21 protein-coding genes are annotated in these 20,769 nt (G+C 39.7%); 16 read left to right on the forward strand and 5 right to left on the reverse strand.

The window, feature by feature from the left end; translation table 11 throughout:
• Positions 1–13: 13 nt before the first annotated feature.
• Both BLT_RS0109485 and BLT_RS0109490 read left to right on the forward strand, forming a co-directional pair.
• On the forward strand, positions 14–1,030 hold the full coding sequence (locus BLT_RS0109485; protein WP_017727555.1) for an NAD(P)/FAD-dependent oxidoreductase: 1,017 nt from the start codon (positions 14–16) through the stop codon (positions 1,028–1,030).
• Between the two features lie 35 nt (positions 1,031–1,065).
• Entirely contained in the window at positions 1,066–1,314 is a 249-nt protein-coding gene (locus BLT_RS0109490; RefSeq protein WP_017727556.1) for a ferredoxin, read from the forward strand.
• A gap of 124 nt (positions 1,315–1,438) precedes the next feature.
• Here BLT_RS0109490 and BLT_RS0109495 read toward each other — a convergent pair whose 3' ends face one another.
• Positions 1,439–1,855, reverse strand: a complete 417-nt coding sequence (locus BLT_RS0109495) for a GlcG/HbpS family heme-binding protein (protein ID WP_017727557.1) — start codon at positions 1,853–1,855, stop codon at positions 1,439–1,441.
• Positions 1,856–2,383: 528 nt separating this feature from the next.
• Between BLT_RS0109495 and BLT_RS0109500 the strand changes: the two genes are divergently transcribed.
• The 7 genes from BLT_RS0109500 (at position 2,384) to BLT_RS0109530 (ending at position 10,136) form a co-directional block, all read left to right on the forward strand.
• The gene (locus BLT_RS0109500; protein WP_017727558.1) at positions 2,384–3,481 is read left to right on the forward strand and encodes a TRAP transporter substrate-binding protein; all 1,098 of its coding nucleotides are present in this window, start codon (positions 2,384–2,386) and stop codon (positions 3,479–3,481) included.
• Between the two features lie 39 nt (positions 3,482–3,520).
• Entirely contained in the window at positions 3,521–4,087 is a 567-nt protein-coding gene (locus BLT_RS0109505) for a TRAP transporter small permease (protein WP_017727559.1), read from the forward strand.
• A complete protein-coding gene (locus BLT_RS0109510) occupies positions 4,077–5,381 on the forward strand; it encodes a TRAP transporter large permease (protein ID WP_017727560.1) in 1,305 nt (434 codons plus the stop codon). Before BLT_RS0109505 ends, BLT_RS0109510 begins: the two co-directional genes overlap by 11 nt.
• Before the next feature lie 161 nt (positions 5,382–5,542).
• Positions 5,543–6,319, forward strand: coding sequence for an IclR family transcriptional regulator (locus tag BLT_RS0109515; protein ID WP_017727561.1), 777 nt, complete (start codon positions 5,543–5,545; stop codon positions 6,317–6,319).
• Between the two features lie 290 nt (positions 6,320–6,609).
• The gene (locus tag BLT_RS0109520) at positions 6,610–7,962 is read left to right on the forward strand and encodes an aromatic ring-hydroxylating oxygenase subunit alpha (RefSeq protein ID WP_017727562.1); all 1,353 of its coding nucleotides are present in this window, start codon (positions 6,610–6,612) and stop codon (positions 7,960–7,962) included.
• Positions 7,959–8,483 (forward strand): aromatic-ring-hydroxylating dioxygenase subunit beta, encoded by a 525-nt coding sequence (locus BLT_RS0109525; RefSeq protein ID WP_017727563.1) that lies wholly within the window; start codon positions 7,959–7,961, stop codon positions 8,481–8,483. The genes BLT_RS0109520 and BLT_RS0109525 overlap by 4 nt, the downstream gene beginning before the upstream one ends.
• Before the next feature lie 192 nt (positions 8,484–8,675).
• A complete protein-coding gene (locus tag BLT_RS0109530) occupies positions 8,676–10,136 on the forward strand; it encodes an aldehyde dehydrogenase family protein (protein WP_017727564.1) in 1,461 nt (486 codons plus the stop codon).
• Positions 10,137–10,438: 302 nt separating this feature from the next.
• On the opposite strand, the gene BLT_RS0109535 is transcribed toward BLT_RS0109530, so the two are convergent.
• Entirely contained in the window at positions 10,439–11,221 is a 783-nt protein-coding gene (locus BLT_RS0109535) for an IclR family transcriptional regulator (RefSeq protein WP_017727565.1), read from the reverse strand.
• Positions 11,218–12,021 (reverse strand): IclR family transcriptional regulator, encoded by an 804-nt coding sequence (locus BLT_RS0109540; RefSeq protein WP_017727566.1) that lies wholly within the window; start codon positions 12,019–12,021, stop codon positions 11,218–11,220. The genes BLT_RS0109535 and BLT_RS0109540 overlap by 4 nt, the downstream gene beginning before the upstream one ends.
• Before the next feature lie 143 nt (positions 12,022–12,164).
• On the opposite strand from BLT_RS0109540, the gene BLT_RS0109545 reads away from it, so the two are divergent.
• Positions 12,165–13,379 (forward strand): 4-hydroxybenzoate 3-monooxygenase, encoded by a 1,215-nt coding sequence (locus BLT_RS0109545; RefSeq protein WP_017727567.1) that lies wholly within the window; start codon positions 12,165–12,167, stop codon positions 13,377–13,379.
• Positions 13,380–13,494: 115 nt separating this feature from the next.
• Here BLT_RS0109545 and BLT_RS0109550 read toward each other — a convergent pair whose 3' ends face one another.
• Together BLT_RS0109550 and BLT_RS0109555 are read right to left on the reverse strand one after the other, a co-directional pair.
• Positions 13,495–14,430: an amidohydrolase family protein gene (locus tag BLT_RS0109550; protein WP_017727568.1), complete on the reverse strand. Its 936-nt coding sequence runs from the start codon at positions 14,428–14,430 to the stop codon at positions 13,495–13,497.
• Between the two features lie 13 nt (positions 14,431–14,443).
• On the reverse strand, positions 14,444–15,244 hold the full coding sequence (locus BLT_RS0109555; RefSeq protein WP_017727569.1) for an IclR family transcriptional regulator: 801 nt from the start codon (positions 15,242–15,244) through the stop codon (positions 14,444–14,446).
• Positions 15,245–15,469: 225 nt separating this feature from the next.
• Here BLT_RS0109555 and BLT_RS0109560 point away from each other — a divergent pair, with 225 nt between their 5' ends.
• Genes BLT_RS0109560 through BLT_RS0109585 form a run of 6 tightly spaced genes read left to right on the forward strand, consistent with a single transcriptional unit; the run spans position 15,470 to position 20,741 of the window.
• Positions 15,470–16,939 (forward strand): aldehyde dehydrogenase, encoded by a 1,470-nt coding sequence (locus tag BLT_RS0109560; protein ID WP_017727570.1) that lies wholly within the window; start codon positions 15,470–15,472, stop codon positions 16,937–16,939.
• Between the two features lie 15 nt (positions 16,940–16,954).
• Entirely contained in the window at positions 16,955–17,734 is a 780-nt protein-coding gene (locus BLT_RS0109565; protein ID WP_017727571.1) for a 2-keto-4-pentenoate hydratase, read from the forward strand.
• A gap of 17 nt (positions 17,735–17,751) precedes the next feature.
• The gene (locus BLT_RS0109570) at positions 17,752–18,642 is read left to right on the forward strand and encodes an acetaldehyde dehydrogenase (acetylating) (protein ID WP_017727572.1); all 891 of its coding nucleotides are present in this window, start codon (positions 17,752–17,754) and stop codon (positions 18,640–18,642) included.
• Between the two features lie 36 nt (positions 18,643–18,678).
• Positions 18,679–19,704: a 4-hydroxy-2-oxovalerate aldolase gene (gene dmpG, locus BLT_RS0109575; protein WP_017727573.1), complete on the forward strand. Its 1,026-nt coding sequence runs from the start codon at positions 18,679–18,681 to the stop codon at positions 19,702–19,704.
• A 15-nt stretch (positions 19,705–19,719) separates the two neighbouring features.
• The gene (locus BLT_RS0109580; protein ID WP_017727574.1) at positions 19,720–20,508 is read left to right on the forward strand and encodes a 2-keto-4-pentenoate hydratase; all 789 of its coding nucleotides are present in this window, start codon (positions 19,720–19,722) and stop codon (positions 20,506–20,508) included.
• 32 nt (positions 20,509–20,540) lie between these two features.
• Complete coding sequence (locus BLT_RS0109585; RefSeq protein WP_017727575.1) at positions 20,541–20,741, forward strand: 4-oxalocrotonate tautomerase; 201 nt, start codon at positions 20,541–20,543, stop codon at positions 20,739–20,741.
• The last annotated feature ends 28 nt before the right edge of the window (positions 20,742–20,769 follow it).

The following is a 20,769-nucleotide window of genomic DNA, read 5'->3' on the forward strand; positions in this document are numbered from 1 at the left end:
GGGAGGCATTTTAATGAGTTTTATTGATGAACAAGTATATGATATTACCGTTGTAGGCGGAGGACCTACTGGGCTTTTTACAGCTTTTTATGGCGGAATGCGCCAAAGCAGTGTGAAAATTATTGAAAGCATGCCCCAATTAGGTGGTCAGCTAGCTGCTTTATATCCAGAAAAATACATTTATGATATTGCGGGTTTTCCTAAAGTGCGAGCGCAGGAATTAGTTAATTCGCTAAAAGAACAAGCTCTACATTTCAATCCTTCGCTTGCACTTGAAGAACGTGTATTAAATGTGGAAAAGCAGTCAGATAAGTTTGAAATTACAACGGATCGAGGCATTCATTATTCAAAATCGATTATCATTACAGCAGGTGTGGGAGCATTTGAACCAAGGCGTCTTGAGCATGAATTAGCTAGTAAATATGAAAATATAAACCTACATTACTTTGTCAGTGACTTAAGTAAATTTGCAGGGAAGAAAGTTGTCATAAATGGTGGAGGGGATTCTGCTGTTGACTGGGCGTTAATGTTAGAGCCAATTGCTGAAAAAGTTACACTTATACACCGCCGTGATAAATTTCGCGCCCATGAACACAGTGTTGAGCAATTGAAAAATTCAAAGGTTGAAATTCTCACCCCATATCAAATTAAAGAGTTAGTCGGAACGGATAGACTTGAACAAATTATTATTACCAATAATAAGACAAACGAAGAAAAAACGATAGAGTTAGATGATTTAATTGTCAACTTTGGGTTTGTGTCGAGTCTTGGACCGATTAAAGAATGGGGACTTGAGCTTGAGAAAGGAAGCATTGTTGTCAATTCCAAAATGGAAACGAATATTCCTGGCATTTATGCAGCGGGTGATATTTGTACGTATCCTGGCAAAGTAAAATTAATTGCCGTTGGTTTTGGAGAAGCGCCTACCGCTGTAAATAATGCAAAATCTTATTTTGATCCAGATGCGAAGCTTCAGCCTGGTCATAGTACATCAATGGATTTATCAAAAACCGCTGTAGCTGCAAAATAAAGAATAACGTTAAACTGGGAGAGGAGATTTAGAAAATGGCAAAATATACAATTGTTGATCAAGAAACATGCATTGCCTGCGGTGCCTGTGGTGCTTCAGCTCCAGATATTTATGATTACGATGATGAAGGAATTGCATTTGTTACGATCGATGATAATAAAGGGATTGCAGAAATCCCTGATGAATTAATCGATGATATGGAAGATGCACTTGAGGGATGCCCGACAGAATCAATTAAAGTTGCCGATGAACCATTTGATGGAGATGCAACGAAGTTTGAATAAATCGCAGTGTATGATGAGAAAGCTCAAGACAAAGGCTTGGTGAAACTAGCCTTTGACTTGAGCTTTTTTTGTTTCACTATTACGAGCAAGCTAAGTAGGGTTGCATGACAAAATAAAATGGATATTACTGAAAAATTAATAAAGCGGCTTCAGCACATTCTATATCTTGATCAGAAGTTCCACCAGATACGCCGATCCCACCGACAAGCTCATCATTTATTATGATTGGCAGACCCCCTCCAAAAATCGTCATGCGCTCAGTATGAACGATACCATGTAATAACGGTGGATTGTCTTTGATTTTTTCATACCAATCAGCTGTTGGAAGGCCAAATCCTAAGGCTGTGTAAGCTTTATTTTGTGCAATTTGACTAGGTATGAGCTTTGCTTTGTCCATTTTAATGAAGCCAGCAAGGTTACCACCATCATCTACGATCGCGACACTTACATGAATGTTAAGCTCCTTCGCTTTTTTTACCGCGTGATGTAGCATCTCCATGACATCTTCTTGACTTAAGCCTTTTCCTTTTTCTAAAGCCAACGTTCCTCACTCCTTTAATCGAAACTAAAATTCAGAAAAATGTTTATTTTATATATTTTAACATGTATTGACTTAATAAAGATGACTCCTTAAGTGAATTAAACGAGGAAAAATTAAAAATGTATCGAATAAAAGAAACTTAATCTTTTATTCTGATTATTCATAATATACGATTCGAATGAAATGTGATTATAAATGAATGGAGGCGGGTCCTATTAACTACTTATTTCGTTTGCCTTATTTATAAAAAAATGAAAATTAGGGAATTTTGTCTAAAAATTTGAATCAATTTGTTGCGTATAGCGAAACAAGAGAGTTGTGTGGGATGGATCAACCGTAATAACATTGTTGTGAAAATAGAAAAAATTTAGAATTGATATTCCGTATAGTGAACTGAGCGCTCTGAGTTAATAGGAGGGAGGCGATTCTTATTAATAGAATTGTAAGCGCTTTATTTTTTGCTAGTTTGTTTTGGAGAGGGGAAGTAAGGCGGGTGTCATTTAATCAAAATATTAGGGGGATGACTAAATGAAAAAATTTACCTGGAAACTATCATTAGCAAGTTTGTTCGTCTTTTTGATCGTAATCGTTTCTGCCTGTGGAGGTTCAACAGACTCAGGAGCTTCAGGAGAGTCAGGTTCTAGTACCAATGATGCGGACAGTGATGCAACAGCTGCTCCTGCAGATGCTTTGGAATTTAGCATGGGTCACATGAATTCAACCGAGCATGTTCAAGATTCCATGGCGATGAGACCCTTTAGTGAAGAGGTAGCAGAGGCAACAGAAGGGCGGGTTAGTTTTCAACTTTATCCTGGTGGAGCTTTAGGTGGGCCAGCGGAAACATTTGATAACATCGTGACAGGCATTATGGATTCAGGCTGGGGGTTGCAAGGGTACAATACTGGAAAATGGGAGGTTCATTCTGTTCTTCAGCTACCGTTTTTAGCAGAGGGTAACGCTGCTGAATTGAGCGTTGTCGCTCAACAATTGTATGAAGAATTTCCTGTCATTCAAGCAGAATATGACGATGTCAAACTAATGTGGGTCCATGCAGCAGATCCATATGCGATTGTGACAAAAGGGAAGCAAGTAAAAAGTATAGAGGATGTGCGAGGGCTCAGATTACGTACCCCGTCTGTCGAAGGTGGAAAGATGATCGAATCATGGGGCGCAACACCTGTATCCATGCCAGCACCAGAAATCTATGATGCGATGCAAAAAGGTGTCATTGATGGGGGGGTACTTCCAGTTGCTGCACTAGCAGATTTTAATTTATTTGATGTCGTTGATTACGTAACAATTGGTAATTTTAATACTGCTCTATTTTATGTAGTAATGAACAATAGTAGTTGGGATCGAATTTCAGCAGAAGACCAAGCAATTATTGAAGAGATGATTGGTTTGCCAATGGCTGAGAGAGCAGGAGCTGCGTTTGATACACAACGAGAGGATGCGGTCGAAACGGCAAATGAAGCAGGAATTGAATTTTTTGAACTAGATGAAGCTGAACGTGAGAAATTTAGAGAGGCAGCCCAAGGGGTTACAGATGAGTGGCTTGAAAAAATGGAAGCAAAAGGTGTAGACGGTCAAGCGATTTTGGATCGAACGATCGAATTAATGCAATAAAAAAATACAAGCAAAGTTCCTTCTTCGAGGTGAGATAAAATGAAATCGGAAGAAAAAGAAGTTGAGATGCAAGATAGCACGTTGGGGTCTGAGGGTCCCAACGGGTCTTCTTTAATGAATAAATTGGATATAGGCATTTATTTTCTTAACAATGTAACACACAAGTTATCAATGCTAATCCTTTTTGGAATCATGTGTTTGACATCTGTTGACGTCATTGGACGGAACTTCTTAGGTACACCGATCACAGGAGCATATGAATTAACAGGACTAGGGCTTGTCATTATTGTCTTTTTTAGCTTAGGGATGACTCAGTTAAAAAATGAACATATTACCATTGATTTTCTAACGAGCAAATTTCCTGAGAAAGTTCAGCATCTCTTACACGCCCTGATGTCATTCATTGTATTAGTTCTATTGTTTTTAACCTCATGGCAGTTATTTGAATATGCAAAAAGATTTAGCAACCAGACAAGCGGTGATTTAGGGTTACCTATGTATATCTTTGCAATATTAGCTTCGATCGGCGTCTTGTTTTTTGCTTTAACAATCTTGCTTAGTATGTTTAAGTCCGTGTTAAAGGTGGTGCAAAAAAATGAGTCCTGAGTTAATTGGCGTTTTAGGTATTGTTTTATTATTGGTCTTAATGCTTTTAAATGTATCAGTTGGTCTATCTTTATTTTTAGTCGGCTTTCTCGGGGTTTCATTGTTAACTGATTGGAGTGTTGGGCTAGCCCAGTTGGGAACGGCTGCCTTTGGTACTGCAAACAATTATAGTCTGAGTGTCATTCCTTTATTTATATTAATGGGAATGTTCATGTCGAATACTGGACTAGGTCAAGATCTGTTTAATGCGGTTGATAAATGGATTGGACATTTGCGTGGCGGATTGGCAATTGCTACAATTGGTGCTAGCTCTATCTTCGCTGCTATTTCAGGTTCGACGAACGCCACAACTGCAACACTCGCAAGGATTGCCATTCCAGAAATGGATAAATACAATTACAAATACTCATTGTCAACGGCATCGGTTGCAGCTGGTGGAACATTAGGGATTCTAATTCCTCCAAGTGTCATCTTAATATTGTATGGAGCATTAACTCAAGAACCAATTGGACCTTTACTAATCGGAGGGTTAATTCCTGGTATTTTACTTGCACTGGTTTTTATGCTAACGATTAATTTACAGGTTCGACTAAATCCATCGATAGCACCAAGATCCCAAGAGGTTTCGTCAATGAGTGATAGAATGAAATCACTACAAAGCGTTTGGCCGTTTCTCGTCATTTTTATAGCAAGTATTGGGGGGATTTATTTTGGTGTTTTTACTCCAACAGAAGCCGGTGGGATTGGAGCAATGGGAGCCTTTCTTCTTACGCTATTTACGCGAAAGCTAACGTGGGCAAAGTTGCTTTCATCATTGGATGATACAATTCGACTTTCGGTAATGATCTTTCTAATCTTAATCGGTGCCTCAATTTTTGGTCGCTTTTTAGCATTAAGTCAAATTCCAATGAGGTTAACATCTGCAGTTGGTTCTTTAGATGTTTCCCCCTATTTAATTTTGGCGATGATCTTGCTTGTTTATTTAATTTTAGGCATGTTTTTAGAAGGGATTGCGATTATGGTACTCACCTTACCGATTGTTTACCCGTTAATAGTGCAATTAGGTTTTGATGGTCTTTGGTTTGGGATCATTATCGTTATGGTTTTAAACATTGGTGTTCTAACCCCGCCTCTTGGACTAAGTGTTTTTATCATAAGTGGGGTTATAAAACATGTACCGATCGAAAAAATCTTTAGGGCAGTTATGCCAATGGTCCTTGTCATGATAGGCTTTACGGTTGTTTTAGTTATTTTTCCAGGAATCGTTACATATCTACCTAGCTTGATTCAGTGACGATGTTCACTTTTTGGGAATCAGTAGATTTTATTTAGAAAAACCTCCTTGAAATCACATCAAGGAGGCTGTTTTTGTTAAAATAGAAACGTAATAGATTGAAAGTTTCGTTTTTTTAAAGAGTGTAATTCTTCGTTAATTTATTAAAAGCTGGTGATGAGATGAGAGAACTTAATTTAGACCCGATTCGTTCAGTAGAACGGGCGATTCAAATTTTAAATTGCTTTAGTTTTGAAAAGCCTGTGCTTTCAATTGATGAAATTATGGAAAAGACTAAGCTAGCAAAAACCACAACGTATCGCCTTCTTTGGACAATGGAACGAAATAATGTCATTCAATATGATCAAATGACAAACAAATATCGTCTAGGAACAAAGGCATTAGAGTATGGGGGAATTGTACTTGAAAATTTAGATATTCGCCGAGAAGCAGAGCCTTACTTGCTACACTTACATGAAGTAACAGGTCATTCTGTTATTCTTGCCCAGCCTCAAGGGGAAACGATTCAATATCTACTTCGATTCGACAGTGACGAAGGCCTGCAACCGAATAATTTTGTAGGGAGGAGGCGTATTTTACATAATGGTGCACTTGGAATAGTCTTATTGGCTTATATGGAGGAGGAGTTTGTACAAAATTTACTTGAACGATGGCCTCTTGAGCCACTTACGCCAAAAACTTTGACAGATCATAAGAAATTTCTACTTCGACTTCGAGAAATACGTAAGAATGGCCATTATATAGATGAGGATGAAACATTCTTTGGCTACACGGCTATTTCTGCACCGATTTTTAGTGACAAAAATAAAGTGATTGCGTCCATCGGGATATCAGGACCTAGCTTTAAAACAGAAGGAGAAAATCGGGCGTATTTAATTCAATTAATTACAAAGGCGGCTTCAGACATTTCCGTAAGAATGGGGCAAACCTCCAGGTAAAGCGTAACCAGTGTTTGATAAAAAGTGAAAAGATTAGGGAATCAACAGAATGGCTAAGGAAGAGATTTCTCAATGAAGGGAATTTCTTCCTTATTTTAATTATCTGAAATGCTCCAAAAAATTAAGTGAATATTCTTTTAATATTGACAAATTGGAAATATTTTAATATATTTAAATTATCAATTCATTATACAGTTTGTCAGTTCATTATACGAATTGAGTGGTATGGGATCATCCGGTGTTTTGCAGTACAGCCTTGTTTAACCATGAATTAAGGAGGTCTGTCTTCGATGATAAGAAGAACGATTGATGAAAATCTTGTTCAGCAGTTGAAGGAAAAAATGGCAGAAGGGCTACTTCCTCAATGGGTTCTAACCGATCCTGACATCTATCAATTGGAAAAGGAAAAAGTGTTTGCAAAAACGTGGCAGTTTTTAGGGCATGAAACAGAACTGAAGGAAGCTGGAAGTTATGTCACTCGTTGGATGGTTAACGATCCAATCTTGCTTGTTAAGGATAATGAAGGAGAAATAAAGGCGTATTTAAATTCCTGTACGCATCGAGGTACCCAACTATGCACTGCTGACCGCGGAAAAAAGAAAACGTTTACATGTCCTTATCATGGCTGGAGCTACAGTCTTGATGGGAAATTAATCGGCATTGTGGCAGGAAATAAAGTCTATGGCGAAGAGATGTGCAAAGATGAATGGGGCCTTCGTCCAATTCCGAAACTAGCAAGCTACCGTGGGATGATTTTTGGTTGCTTAGATCCTGACGTTGAGCCGTTAGAAGACTATTTAGGGGAAATGAAATGGTATTTTGATTTAATGTTAGGTAGAAGTGATAATGGAATGGAAGTAATTGGACTTCCGCAACGTTGGGTTGCAAAAGCAAATTGGAAAGCTACAGCAGAAAATTTTGCCGCAGATCCTTATCATGTTCAAACAACTCATCGCTCAACCGTTGAGATGGGAATTAGTCCAGAAGATCCGCTTTATGCGGGTTATGGACATCAAGTAGTTATGAAAAATGCACATGGTATTAATGTCATTACATCAAAAACAGGTCGGTCACGCGCTGCATTTCAAGGAATGCCAGAGTCGATGTGGCCGATGTTCCAACGAAATTTGTCACCTGAACAAGCAGATATTTTGGAAAGAGTGACTGTGTTTGTTGGTGGTGTTTATCCGAATCTTTCATTTGTCAGTCCTATTCATGGAACAGAGGGGCATCTACATAACTACTTGAACTTTAGAGTATGGAGACCATTAGGACCTGATAAAGTCGAAGTGTGGTGTTGGTTTATGATTGATAAAGATGCACCTGAAGAGTACAAGGTTGATGCGTATAGGGGCTATCTTGGCTCATTTGGTCCAACAGGTACGTTGGAGCAGGATGATACAGAAACTTGGGCACGAATTGTGGAAGTTAGCGGTGCAACAATGATGCGTGATAAAGAGCTTAATTACAATAATGTAAGCAACTATTTAATGGGTTTTAGTCATGTGGAGCAAGATAAAGATTTCCCAGGCCCTGGTATCGCTTATCCAACCACGTATATTGACGCATTATCAAGAAGAATGCATGAGCATTGGCTTGAGTTGCTTACGAAGGATCTGCCAGTTAAGGAGGGAAGCAAATGAGCTTAGACGTATCTGCGAACATTCCTTATGACATTAAAGAGCAAATTGCAAATCTTTTATATGAAGAAGCATACTTTCTAGATAATCGGATGTATAAGGAATGGCTTGAACTATTTTCTGATAATGTTCTATACAAAATGCCATTACGTGAGACGCTAGAAGGGGTCGATGTCAATAATATTTCAGTAGATTCCGCTTTTTATGAAGAAAGCAAAGCATCATTAAGAACAAGAGTGAATCGTTTGTATACGAAGTCAGCTTGGGTTGAAAATCCAGCGACAAGGCAGCGTCATTTTATTTCAAATGTTGTGATAAAAGCGAGTGATGAAGCTGATAAATATAACGTACGAAGCTACTTTCTATATAAACGAAGCCGTGGTTCAACGACTGATATTGAAGAGATGTTTGGACAACGAAATGATATTGTCAAAAAAATGAACGGGGAATGGAAAATCATCTCTCGGACCATCATTCCAGATCAGGCAGTCATTACAACGATGAATATGAGCATGTTTTTGTAGCTTTTTTAGCATGGGGTGATCAAAATATCTCATAAATACAAATTATTTGGTATTATTTTCACATAAAAGAATGAACAAGTTTAATTAAAAGAAAAATTTCGTTATCGTTATTTGTAAGCGTTTACCGAATGGATAGAGTAGGTCTAGTAACATGGTAGCAATCATTTTTAAAATAGAAAGGGTGGCTCACACATGGTTGGTTTTGAAAATTTAAACAAAAGCTTTATCAATGGTGAATGGACAGAAGGTGCGAGTGAACGGTCCTATGATATTTTAAACCCGTATGATAACACGCCAATAACGTCTGTTCGCTTGGCAACGTCAAAGCAACTAAAAGAGTCCTTTGAAGTGGCAAAGGAAGCGCAAAAAAAATGGGCCAAAAGCTCTGTTGAAGAGCGCAGAGAAGTCTTGCATAAAGCGGCAGAGTATTTAAAAGCGAACCGTGAAGAAATAGTGAATGTGATTGGTCGTGAAACGGGGGGCACGGTATTAAAAGCAAACGTTGAATTGCATCTAACGCTTGAGTTTTTGGAGGAATCGATTAAGTATGCCGATGAAATCTACCAAGTACGGGAAGTGCCAGGTCATGTGGAAGGCAAGCTGAATCATATTCACCGTTTACCCCTTGGCGTCATTGCTTCGATTTCACCATTTAATTTCCCGATGAATCTATCAATGAGAACGATTGCACCAGCGATTGCCTTAGGGAATAGTGTCGTTCATAAGCCGGATATTCAAGTTGGTTTGAGCGGTGGATCGATTATTGCAAAAGCCTTTGAAGAGGCTGGTCTTCCAAAAGGAGTGCTGAATGTTCTTTTAACGGACATTGAAGAAATTGGGGAAGAGATGCTAACAAACCCTCATTCTAAGTTAATTAGCTTTACAGGTTCTACGCAAGTTGGTCGACGCATTGGTGAAATTGCTGGAAAACAGCTAAAGCGGGTTGCACTGGAACTCGGTGGAAACAGCCCATTCATCGTCTTATCGGATGCAGATGTAGACCGAGCAGTGGATGCAGCGATTTTCGGTAAATTCATTCATCAAGGTCAAATATGTATGATCATTAACCGTATCATTGTTCACAAGGACAAGCATGATGAATTTGTCGATAAGTTCGTTGAAAAAGCAAAAGCCCTGCCATACGGTGATACGAGCGATCCAAAAACGGTGATTGGTCCCTTGGTGAATGACAGGCAGATGGAAAAAGCGTTGAATTTTATTGAAGAAGCAAAGCGTGAAGGGGCCACGGTTGCACTGGAAGGAAAGCGTGAAGGAAACATTTTAACTCCGTTTGTATTTACCAATGTAAACAATTCAAGCAAGCTTGCACAAAGTGAACTATTTGCACCGATTGCTACCATCATAAAAGCAGAGTCAGATGAAGAAGCGATCGAAATTGCTAACGATACACAGCACGGTTTAAGCTCGGCGATTTTCACGAATGATCTTGAGCGAGGAGAAAAGCTCGCATTAGAAGTGGATGCAGGGATGACTCATATTAACGATCAAACCGTTAATGATGCTCCTTATATTCCATTTGGAGGAAACAAAGCAAGTGGATTAGGACGATTTGGAAACCCTTGGGTTGTAGAGGAGTTTACGGTTACGAAGTGGGTGTCGGTGCAAACCAAATATCGAAGCTTTGCATTTTAATCATAATTACGGCTGTCTCAAAAGGGAAGCAACAAGACCTTTTGTAGACAGCTTTTCTTTTGGGATAAGAAAGTATAACATGTCAAAGGTGTTTAGCTACTAGAGGCAACGGCTCAATGTCGCTTGAAAACAAATAACGTTTTCTAGTCAACCTTTCCAGCTTGTTGCCGCTAAGATTTTAATAGAGAAAAGCCTGCTTATGAAGGCTTTGTTGAAGAGGCTGAGCTTGATAACAGGATGAGGAAGCAAATAAGCTTTTGCTCACACCCCTTCCTTTAATGTTAATAGACAGCTATTTCGTATTATCTTCGATTTTTTGTCATCATCTGTTTACTCATTTCTTCAGCAGCCTTTTTTACAGATTTGATGAGTTGGTCTGTTTTTTGTTGATTAATACGAGTGATAGGACCGGCAATGCTAACAGAGGCAACAACGGTTCCTAGAGCATTTTTTACTGGAGCAGAAATGGAGCTGACACCGTAATGAAGTTCTTCTTCACTTAACGAATACCCCATTTCTTTCATTTCTCGTAGCCTTTGTTTAAAACGTGCAGGGGAAGTAATCGTCTTTGATGTGTAAGGAATCAAGCCCATCTTAATAACTCTTTCAATTTCCTCATCGCTTTGAAAGGCGAGGATGATTTGACCTGAACTTGTACAATGGGCATGATTTTGCCTACCAGCATGGGAAAGCAAATGAACGGGGTGCAAGCTATCAATCTTTTGTAAATAGATAACTTGGTTTTCTTTTAAAATGGAAAGATGCGAAGTCTCTCCAGTCTCCTTTGTAAGTCTTTCTAATATGGGAGTAGAAAAATGGCAGAGGTCAATTTGTGATAGAATCGTGTGACCCATTGCTAAAATTGAAGAGCTGAGTCGATAATTTTTTGTAAGTGGATCTTTAACGAGAAAACCTTCATGAACAAGTGTACTCGTTAAACGGTGAGCGGTGCTTAAACCCACTTCTAACTTTTTAGCTAATTCACTAACTGATAATTCTGCTTCATCGAGCGTAAATAACTTCAATAGTCGAAGTGCATTTCTCATGGATGAAACAGAATGTTGGCTTATGGCCGGATACCTCATTCATAATCTCCACCTTTCATTGGCATAAGTGTAGAGCTATAGCCTAGCTTTGTAGAAATGATGGCTGCAGTATGTACAATTTCTTGCACAAAAAAAGGAATCTTTTCTCTTGTAATACGTTGTAGGGGGCCAACGACGCTCACTGCGGAAATAACTTCTCCTGTATAATCTCGGATCGGTGCTGCGATGCTAACAACATCCTCGTGCAATTCTTCTATACAAATGGAATATCCAGTTTCACGAATCGTATGGAGTTCCTTAAGCAATGCTTGTGGATCTGTTTGACTATTCGGGCCCATTTTCGGTAAGCCTGACTTTATAACTGATTGAATCGTCTCTTTTGAATGATAAGCAAGCAGCACCTTGCCTGAACTTGTACAAAAGGCAGGGTTTTGTTTGCCGATATGGGATAAAAGACGCACTGGATGCTTGCATTCTACTTTGTGTAGATACGTTATTGCGGAGCCTTCTAGAATGGAAAGATGAGCGGTTTCAGCTACTTTGTTGACGAGCTCCTGTAATGGATCTTTTGCTTCACGGTGCATTTCCAAGTTTGATGTAATGACACCACTTAGACAAAGCAATGATAAACCTAGCTTGTATTTATTTTTAGTCTTTTGTACATAACCTTCAGCGACTAAATCAGCGACTAATCGGCTAACTGTACTTTTGTTAAGCTGTAAAGTGGTTGCCATGTCAGTAATTCCCCATACAGGCTTTTCCTTTGAAAATAACCGTAAGAGACGCAGTCCATTTTGTACGGACTTTAAGATGGACGTATTTGATTCGGTAGCCTTCAAAGTCAACACCCCCAAAAATTCAAATTGTTTCGAATAAAAGAAACACAATCTTTTATTCTGAATATTCGTATTATACCATGTAAATGAAGGGAAGGAAGCGTTTACATTTGAAATTTGTTCAAAAGTAGAGAGGGGATAATACGATGAAAACACAAGTCGCTATTATAGGTGCAGGTCCTGCGGGATTAATGCTCTCACACCTTCTTCATTTAGAAGGTATTGATTCAATCATTGTGGAGTGCCGAACGAGAGAAGAAATTGAAGGGACGATTCGTGCAGGTGTCCTTGAGCAAGGAACCGTTGATTTAATGAATGCAACAGGTGTTGGGACACGAATGATGCGTGAAGGGCATGTTCATCATGGCATCGAACTTCAATATAATGGAATTAGGCATCGGGTTAATATGTATGAATTAACCGAAGGGAAAACAATCATGGTCTATCCTCAGCATGAGATCATTAAAGACTTAGTTGCTAGAAGATTAAAAGATCAAGGAACGATCTATTTTAACGTTCGCGATGTTAGCCTTCATAATATCAATACCGATACTCCTAAAATTCAATTTCGAAAAGAAGAAAATAGTGAACTACTAGAAATCACCTGTGACTTTATCGCAGGCTGTGATGGCTACCATGGTCCGAGTCGTAAGATGATTCCAGATGAAATACGAAATGAAAAGAAACAAATTTACCCATTTGGCTGGTTAGGTATTCTTGCGAAAACACCAATCGCCAACCCTGAATTGATTTATGCCAACCATGATCGTGGGTTTGCATTAATTAGTACACGCACTCCACAAATTCAACGGCATTATCTTCAAGTTGATCCGAACGACGACATTGCCAATTGGTCAGATGATAGGATTTGGTCGGAATTAAAAACACGTGTCGAGACGAAGGATGGCTGGACCTTGCCAGATGGTCCGATTATTCAAAAAAACATTGTATCAATGCGAAGCTTTGTTTGTGAACCGATGCAGTATGGTAGGCTTTTTATCGCTGGTGATGCTGCTCATATTGTTCCACCAACAGGGGCAAAGGGATTAAACTTAGCCATGTCAGATGTCCAAGTTTTAACAAAAGGAGTGGCTGCATTTTATCATTGTGGAGACAAGGATAAAATGCAGCGCTATTCAGACATTGCCCTTCGACGTGTTTGGAAAGCGCAACGCTTCTCTTGGTGGATGACAACAATGCTGCATCGTAATCATAATCACAGTCCGTTTGAGCGGGGAATACAGGTTAGTGAGCTTGCCTATGTTACATCTTCTCGGGCAGCTCTAACAAGCCTCTCTGAGAATTATACTGGACTTCCGATTGAGTGGGGAAGCATGGAAGCACTTCATAGTCAAGTCTAGGAATTTTCAATGTATCAATGTATGTATCTCATTTACGCAAGGGGACGAGATGTAAAAATTCGCTTAAAAGGCTGCCACAATGAACGTGGCAGCCTAGGTGAAGTAAAGATATGACTTAAGTTAATAGAGCCTCAGAGCCTTTTGCCAAATTACTAGCCGGAGGCCAAGCACAAAGATCGAATGGAAAATCAGAACCAGGTACGATTCGATCCTCACCAACCGTTTGTGCCAAATAGTCAAGCGTTCCGGGGTTCCAAAGAACACTGTCATACCAAAAATCTTTCAAATACTCAATTGGCTCTTTACGAAGAGTATTGGATACGAGTGGCCATTGCTCATAACCCTTGTTCAGACGACCAATTTGATAAGGGAGGAAACCACCACCATGCGCTAAGAGAATTTTTGTATTGCGGTACTGATCGAGCAATCCACTTAATAGAATGTCCGTGGCACAGATGGTCGTTTCCCAAGGAACACCAATTAGATTTGGCATCATGCGTTGTTTCAACCGCGGATCTTCACATAGCAATGGGTGTATAAAAATGATCGCTCGTTGACGGTCTGCTTCCTCCCAAAACGGGGTGAAAACCTGGTTGGACAGCAATTGACCGTTTAAGCCTGGTCCAATAATTGCGCCCTTTAAGCCTAAATTCATCGCGTTTCGCAATTCGTTTGCTGCTTGCTCTGGGTCGTTTAACGGAACGGTTGCTAGTGCTGACAATTGATTGCTATTAGAGCTTGTCCATTGTGCAAGTGCTTGATTATAGACAGAAGCGAGTTCGCTTGTGATTTCAGAGGGAAAGTCATATAAAAACAGCTGTGGAATCGGTGAAACAATGGCATGAGTGACGCTTGCTTTTTCTTTTTCTTCAAGATATAACGAAGCGCTTACAAATTCTTTCTTAAGTTCAAAAGCCCACTTGTCATTAATTGATAAAAATTTTTCTTTCTCTGGGTTTTTTTTAATCCAATTAGCATTGACCTCTTTCTGATGGTCTTTAATCCAAGTTAAGACATCCTCAGGAATAAAATGCGTATGGAAATCGTACATGAAAATCCTCTCCTTACAAAGTTTGGTTATTTTTTAAATTAGGGCGATAGCCTAGTCTTTCAGAAATTTGCTTACCTGCCTCGACAACCTTTTTTATATGGTTGGGCATCGTATGGTCGTTTACCCGTTGAATCGGTCCGACTATGTTCACAGATGCAATCACTTGTCCGGTGTAATCTCTCACAGGTGCTGCGATGGAAACAACGCCTTCAGCCATTTCTTCAGTGCTTATAGCGTAGTCTTGCTGTCTTATCTCTTCTAACACTTTGGCTAATTTCTTCGGATCTGTAATGGTCTTTTCGGTGTAAGGCACTAATCCCTTTTTAATTGTTTCTTCTAATATACTTACATCATGATGGGCTAATAAAATCTTACCTGAGCTAGTACAATAGGAAGGGTTTCTCTTTCCAACGTGAGTAAAAGCACGAACCTGATGCTTGCTTTCAACCTTATGAAGATAAATAACATCGATTCCATCTAGAATCGCCAAATGGGAGGTTTCTCCTGTCTTTTCTACTAGTTGATGCAAAACAGGCATTGCTTCTGTATGGATTTCGAAGTTTGAAGTGCAAACGCTCGCAAGAGACAAGATTGAAAGCCCTAGGCGATAGCGCTGATTCTCAGGATTTTTTTCTACAAATCCTTCACTAGCAAGCGTTGACATTAAACGACTGACGGTGCTTTTTCCTATATCAAGCTGCTTTGCTAAGTCAGTAATTTTTAGTTCAGACTCTTCCATTGAAAAACTACGTAATATCCGAAGAGCGTTCTTTACAGATGATAAGGTGTAATCCTTCTTTGCCGTTTGTTGCATAACCTAACCTCCATTCTAAGTTGTTGCCTATAAAGGAACAATGTTCTTTTATGGGATATAAAAACACTATATCATATTGTTAAATAAAAATGAATAATCTAAAAATTATTAAAAAAATAATTATTTGTTGCGTATATAAGAACAAAGGTGTTTTATAAGGTACAAAGTTCATTTATGCTAGACACATAGCAAAACAATCAAAACGACTATTTGGAGGTATGATGCATGACAGCAATTACAACGAAAACAGTAACTGGGATTGATTGTAAACACTTTATTAATGGTCAATATATGGACTCTTTAAGCAGCAAAACCTTTGAAAATGTGAATCCAGCAAACGAAGAAATTTTAGGAACTGTAGCTGAAGGAGGAAAAGAAGAGATCGACTTAGCTGTTTCAGCAGCAAGACGTGCATTAAACGGCCGTTGGAAAACAATGCCTTTGACTGAACGCTCTCGTATTCTCCGTAAAATTGGCGACATTATTTTAGAAAGAAAAGAGGAACTTGCACAATTAGAATCATTGGATACAGGAAAGCCAATTTGGTTATCAAGTTCCATTGACATTCCGCGTGCGGCTTATAACTTTCATTTCTTCGCCGACTACATGACAACAATGGGAACAGAAGCATATCAGCATGATGATTTAGCAATTAACTATGCTGTACGAAAGCCTGTTGGTGTTGTTGGTTTAATTAACCCTTGGAACCTTCCATTGCTTCTATTAACTTGGAAGTTAGCCCCTTGCTTGGCGGCTGGAAACACTGCTGTTATGAAACCTGCAGAATGGACACCGATGACAGCAACAGTCTTAGCTGAAATTTGTAAGGAAGCAGGCGTTCCTGATGGTGTTGTTAACGTCGTTCACGGATTTGGACCTGGTTCAGCTGGTGCAGCTTTAACGGAGCACCCTGATGTCGATGCGATTACATTTACTGGAGAAACCTCAACGGGTACGGCAATTATGAAAGCGGCTGCACCAACCTTAAAGAAGCTTTCTTATGAGCTTGGTGGAAAGAATCCAAACATTATTTTTGCTGACTCTGATATTGATGAAGTGTTAGAAACAACGATTAAATCTAGTTTTATCAACCAAGGCGAAGTTTGCTTATGTGGTTCCCGTATTTATGTTGAGCGTCCTGCCTATGACGAATTCGTTGATAAATTTGTCAAGAAAACAAAAGAGCTTGTTGTTGGTGACCCATTTGATGAAAAAACAAAAATTGGTGCCATGATTGGAAAAGAACATTATGAGCGTGTAATGGGCTATATAGATTTAGCAAAAGAAGAAGGCGGAACAATTTTAATAGGTGGTAAAAGACCTGAAGGGTTCGAAAAAGGTTATTATATTGAACCAACAATTATTACAGGCTTAGATCGAAATGCTCGTTGTGTGAGAGAAGAAATCTTTGGTCCAGTCGTTACAGTCATTCCATTTGACCTTGAGGAAGAAGTGATCGCACAGGTTAATGATTCACACTATGGATTGAGCGCATCCATTTGGACAAATGATTTACGTCGTGCACACCGTGTAGCTGGAGAGGTGGAAGCAGGAATTATTTGGGTGAACACATGGTTCTTACGTGACCTACGCACACCATTCGGTGGAATGAAGCATAGTGGTATTGGACGTGAAGGTGGTATGCATAGCTTTGAATTTTATAGTGAACTAAAAAATATTTGTATCAAGCTATAATAGGAGGCAATCATCATGCATTCAACCGAAACCTTTGCAAATCAACTATTACAAGCTGAAAAAGATCGTGAAGGGACAACGGCTTTAACAGAACAAAACGAGAATTTTACAACAGAAGATGCCTATGCTGTTCAGTTAGAAATCATTCGGCAAAAATTAGAGCAAGGCCATAATATTGTCGGGAAAAAAATTGGTCTGACTTCAAAAGCTATGCAAAACTTATTAGGAGTAAATGAACCAGATTATGGTCATTTACTCGATAATATGGTTGTGGAAAATGGTGGCGAGGTTTCATTTGAGCGCGTCATGCAGCCGAAGGTCGAAGCAGAAATTGCTTTTGTATTAAAAAAAGATCTAAAAGGGCCAAATGTTACCGCACTTGATGTTCTGCAAGCGACGGATTACATCTTGCCGTCATTAGAAATCGTCGATAGCCGGGTGAAAGATTGGAAAATAAAATTACAAGACACAATTGCTGATAATGCTTCATCAGGCTTATATGTTCTCGGAGGAAAACCGGTCCGTGTGGATCAGGTAGACATTGCCCAAGTTGGTATGGTGCTGTTTAAGAATGGTGAGATCATTAATACAGGTGTAGGAGCTGCGGCAATGGACAATCCTGCAAATTGCGTTGCTTGGCTCGCGAACAAGCTCAGTCAATTTGACATTACGTTAAAAGCGGGAGAGGTCATCCTTTCTGGTGCCCTTTCTGCAGCTGTTAATGCAGAACCAGGTGATATCTTTACGGCAAAAATTGCCCACTTAGGTGAAGTATCAGTTCGATTTTCTTCATAAAAAGGAAGGAGATTCAAATGGATAAAATAAAAGTTGCCATTTTAGGAACGGGAAATATTGGAACGGATTTGATGCTTAAGTTAGAGCGATCAGAAATTTTAGAATTAACATCCATGATCGGTATTGACCCTAACTCTGATGGGGTTAAGAGAGCGCAAGATAAAGGATACAACACATTTACGAATGGATTGCAGGAATTTTTAGAAACAAGTGGCGAATTAGCTGATATTGTCTTTGATGCAACCTCAGCAAAAGCGCATGTCCGTCATGCAAAGCTTCTCAAAGAAGCTGGAAAGCAAGTGCTTGACTTAACACCTGCGGCAAGAGGGCCATTCGTTGTACCTACTGTCAATTTAGGTGAGCATTTAGATGCGCCAAACATTAACTTAATTACGTGCGGTGGCCAAGCGACGATTCCTATGGTTCACGCTGTAAACCGAGTTAGTCCAGTTGAATATGCTGAAATTGTGGCGACGATTTCAAGTAAGAGTGCTGGACCAGGAACAAGAGCAAATATTGATGAATTTACGCAAACCACTTCTCGTGGAATTGAAGAAATCGGTGGTGCAAAAAAAGGAAAAGCCATCATTATTTTGAATCCTGCAGAACCGCCAATCCTTATGAGAGATACAGTTTATGCTGTTGTTGAAGAAGGAACTTTAGACGAAGAGAAAATTACAAAGTCGATACAAGAGATGGCAGAGGCTGTTCAGTCTTATGTGCCAGGCTACCGTTTACGAACAGAGCCGATTTTTGAAGGGAACAGAGTAACGATCTTTTTAGAAGTTGAAGGGGCTGGAGACTATTTGCCGAAATATGCTGGAAATTTAGATATTATGACAGCTGCTTCGGTAAAAGTCGCTGAAGAATTTGCAAAGAACAAGCTAAAAAGCTCACCGGCAGTGTAATGACAAACTATACTATGAGAGAAAGGACTTTTACGAATGACTGATAAACGAGATATCGTATTAACAGAAGTTGCATTACGTGATGGAAGTCATGCGATTGGTCACCAATATACTGTTGAGCAGGTGACCGCTGTTGCAAAAGCGCTTGATGAAGCCAATGTACCGTATATTGAAGTTGCCCATGGGGATGGCTTAGCAGGTTCGTCTCAACAGTATGGTTTGTCTTTAACCGATGAAATGGAGTTAATTGAAGCGGCAGTTTCTGTATGTAAGCAAGCAAAAATTGCTGTCCTATTGATTCCAGGGATTGGTACGATGAATGAACTGAAGCAAGCTGCTTCATTAGGGGTAAAAATGGCGCGAATCGCGACACATGTGACGGAAGCAGATGTTGCACCACAGCATATCGGGCTTGCCAAAGAGCTTGGGCTAGAAACAGTTGGGTTTTTAATGATGTCCCATATGGCACCAATCGATAAGCTAGTGGAGCAAGCGAAGCTAATGGAAAGCTATGGAGCTGATACGGTATATGTTGTAGATTCTGCTGGTGCCCTTCTTCCTCATGAGGTTCGGGAACGAATTAAAGCCTTACGACAAACATTGACGATTAACGTTGGCTTCCATGCCCATAACAATCTATCACTTGCCATGGCAAATACCTTAGCGGCGATTGAAGAAGGGGCTACTCGGATTGATGGAAGTGTACGCTGCCTCGGAGCTGGTGCTGGAAACACACAAACAGAAGTGCTTGTGGCAGTACTTGAACGATTAGGTCTAAACAGCGGCGTTGATTTATACAAGATGATGGATTTAGCGGAAAACATCATTGCGCCAATTTTACAAAAACCTCAAGAGATTACGAGAGACAGTCTTACAATGGGGTATGCTGGTGTCTATTCAAGCTTCTTGCTCCATTCCCAACGAGCAGCTGCACGCTTTGGCATTGACTCACGCGACATATTAATTGAACTTGGAAAGCGAAAAGTTGTCGGTGGTCAGGAAGATATGATTATTGATGTAGCTGCAGAAATTGCAAGGAAACAGAAAAGCGTAAATGTGTGATTGGAGGAATTGATAGTGGGAACAGAGCAGTTTCGAGAGATTGCTAAATTTTTATTAGATGCAGAGCTTGAAAGAAGAGATGTCGTTAGAATTACAAAGGACAAGGTGCCAGATTTGACAGTAGACGATGCCTATTTGATTCAAGAAGAGATCGTGAAGCTTAAGCTTGAGCAAGGTCATTCGATTGTTGGTCCTAAAATGGGCTTAACAAGTCAAGCAAAAATGAAGCAAATGAATGTTGAAGAACCGATTTATGGCTATATTTTTGATAACATGGTCGTACAAGAGGGATCTGCTGTTTCATTATCAGATTTTATTCATCCAAAAGTTGAAGCTGAAATTGCTTTCGTTTTAGGAAAGGACATTGAAGGGCCTGGAATCTCTGGTGCACAAGTATTGGCGGCAACAGATTATGTCATTCCAGCACTTGAGCTTATTGATAGCCGCTATGAAAACTTTAATTTTACCCTTCCTGATGTAATCGCTGATAATGCGTCTTCCTCAAAAGTCGTATTAGGAAATCGCTTACGGAAACCTGAGGAGCTTGAACTAGACTTAGTTGGAACAACGCTATCGATTAATGGGGAGATTAAAGATCTTGGCGCAGGTGCTGCGGTGTTAGGTCATCCTGCTAACTCAGTAGCGATGCTTGCGAACATGCTCCATCGTAAAGGTGAAAAGCTAACTGCAGGCCAAATTATCTTAACAGGTGGTATTACTGGTGCTGTCCAATTATCAAAGGGAGATGTTGTTTCTGCGAAATTAGATGGCCTAGGTGAAGTTGGTTTTACTGTTGTTGAATAGAATAAAGGTCGGAAAAGATAGGAGGCTTATCCATGCCGATTGTAAACGTTAACATGATGGAAGGGCGACCAAAGGAAAAAATCGAACAAGTCATTGCTGATTTGACTGAAACACTTGCAAAAACGCTTGAGGTTCCGAAAGAAAATGTGAGAGTCCTTGTAACCGAAACACCTAAATCTCACTGGGGGATTGCAGGAGAATCTGTCGAAAAACGAACGGCTAAAAATTCGTAAGGCTCTATTAAAATAATGATAGGAGGTA

The sequence above is a fragment of the Halalkalibacterium ligniniphilum genome (assembly GCF_000334155.1).
In the GTDB taxonomy this organism is placed as follows: Bacteria; Bacillota; Bacilli; order Bacillales; family Bacillaceae_D; genus Halalkalibacterium; species Halalkalibacterium ligniniphilum.

Excerpts from the sequence above, each read along its gene's own strand:
- BLT_RS0109485 (WP_017727555.1), top strand. The coding sequence starts at position 14 with ATGAGTTTTATTGATGAACAAGTATATGATATTACCGTTGTAGGCGGA.
- BLT_RS0109490 (WP_017727556.1), top strand. The coding sequence starts at position 1,066 with ATGGCAAAATATACAATTGTTGATCAAGAAACATGCATTGCCTGCGGT.
- BLT_RS0109500 (WP_017727558.1), top strand. The coding sequence starts at position 2,384 with ATGAAAAAATTTACCTGGAAACTATCATTAGCAAGTTTGTTCGTCTTT.
- BLT_RS0109505 (WP_017727559.1), top strand. The coding sequence starts at position 3,521 with ATGAAATCGGAAGAAAAAGAAGTTGAGATGCAAGATAGCACGTTGGGG.
- BLT_RS0109510 (WP_017727560.1), top strand. The coding sequence starts at position 4,077 with ATGAGTCCTGAGTTAATTGGCGTTTTAGGTATTGTTTTATTATTGGTC.
- BLT_RS0109515 (WP_017727561.1), top strand. The coding sequence starts at position 5,543 with ATGAGAGAACTTAATTTAGACCCGATTCGTTCAGTAGAACGGGCGATT.
- BLT_RS0109520 (WP_017727562.1), top strand. The coding sequence starts at position 6,610 with ATGATAAGAAGAACGATTGATGAAAATCTTGTTCAGCAGTTGAAGGAA.
- BLT_RS0109525 (WP_017727563.1), top strand. The coding sequence starts at position 7,959 with ATGAGCTTAGACGTATCTGCGAACATTCCTTATGACATTAAAGAGCAA.
- BLT_RS0109530 (WP_017727564.1), top strand. The coding sequence starts at position 8,676 with ATGGTTGGTTTTGAAAATTTAAACAAAAGCTTTATCAATGGTGAATGG.
- BLT_RS0109535 (WP_017727565.1), bottom strand. The coding sequence starts at position 11,221 with ATGAGGTATCCGGCCATAAGCCAACATTCTGTTTCATCCATGAGAAAT.
- BLT_RS0109545 (WP_017727567.1), top strand. The coding sequence starts at position 12,165 with ATGAAAACACAAGTCGCTATTATAGGTGCAGGTCCTGCGGGATTAATG.
- BLT_RS0109550 (WP_017727568.1), bottom strand. The coding sequence starts at position 14,430 with ATGTACGATTTCCATACGCATTTTATTCCTGAGGATGTCTTAACTTGG.
- BLT_RS0109555 (WP_017727569.1), bottom strand. The coding sequence starts at position 15,244 with ATGCAACAAACGGCAAAGAAGGATTACACCTTATCATCTGTAAAGAAC.
- BLT_RS0109560 (WP_017727570.1), top strand. The coding sequence starts at position 15,470 with ATGACAGCAATTACAACGAAAACAGTAACTGGGATTGATTGTAAACAC.
- BLT_RS0109565 (WP_017727571.1), top strand. The coding sequence starts at position 16,955 with ATGCATTCAACCGAAACCTTTGCAAATCAACTATTACAAGCTGAAAAA.
- BLT_RS0109570 (WP_017727572.1), top strand. The coding sequence starts at position 17,752 with ATGGATAAAATAAAAGTTGCCATTTTAGGAACGGGAAATATTGGAACG.
- dmpG (WP_017727573.1), top strand. The coding sequence starts at position 18,679 with ATGACTGATAAACGAGATATCGTATTAACAGAAGTTGCATTACGTGAT.
- BLT_RS0109585 (WP_017727575.1), top strand. The coding sequence starts at position 20,541 with ATGCCGATTGTAAACGTTAACATGATGGAAGGGCGACCAAAGGAAAAA.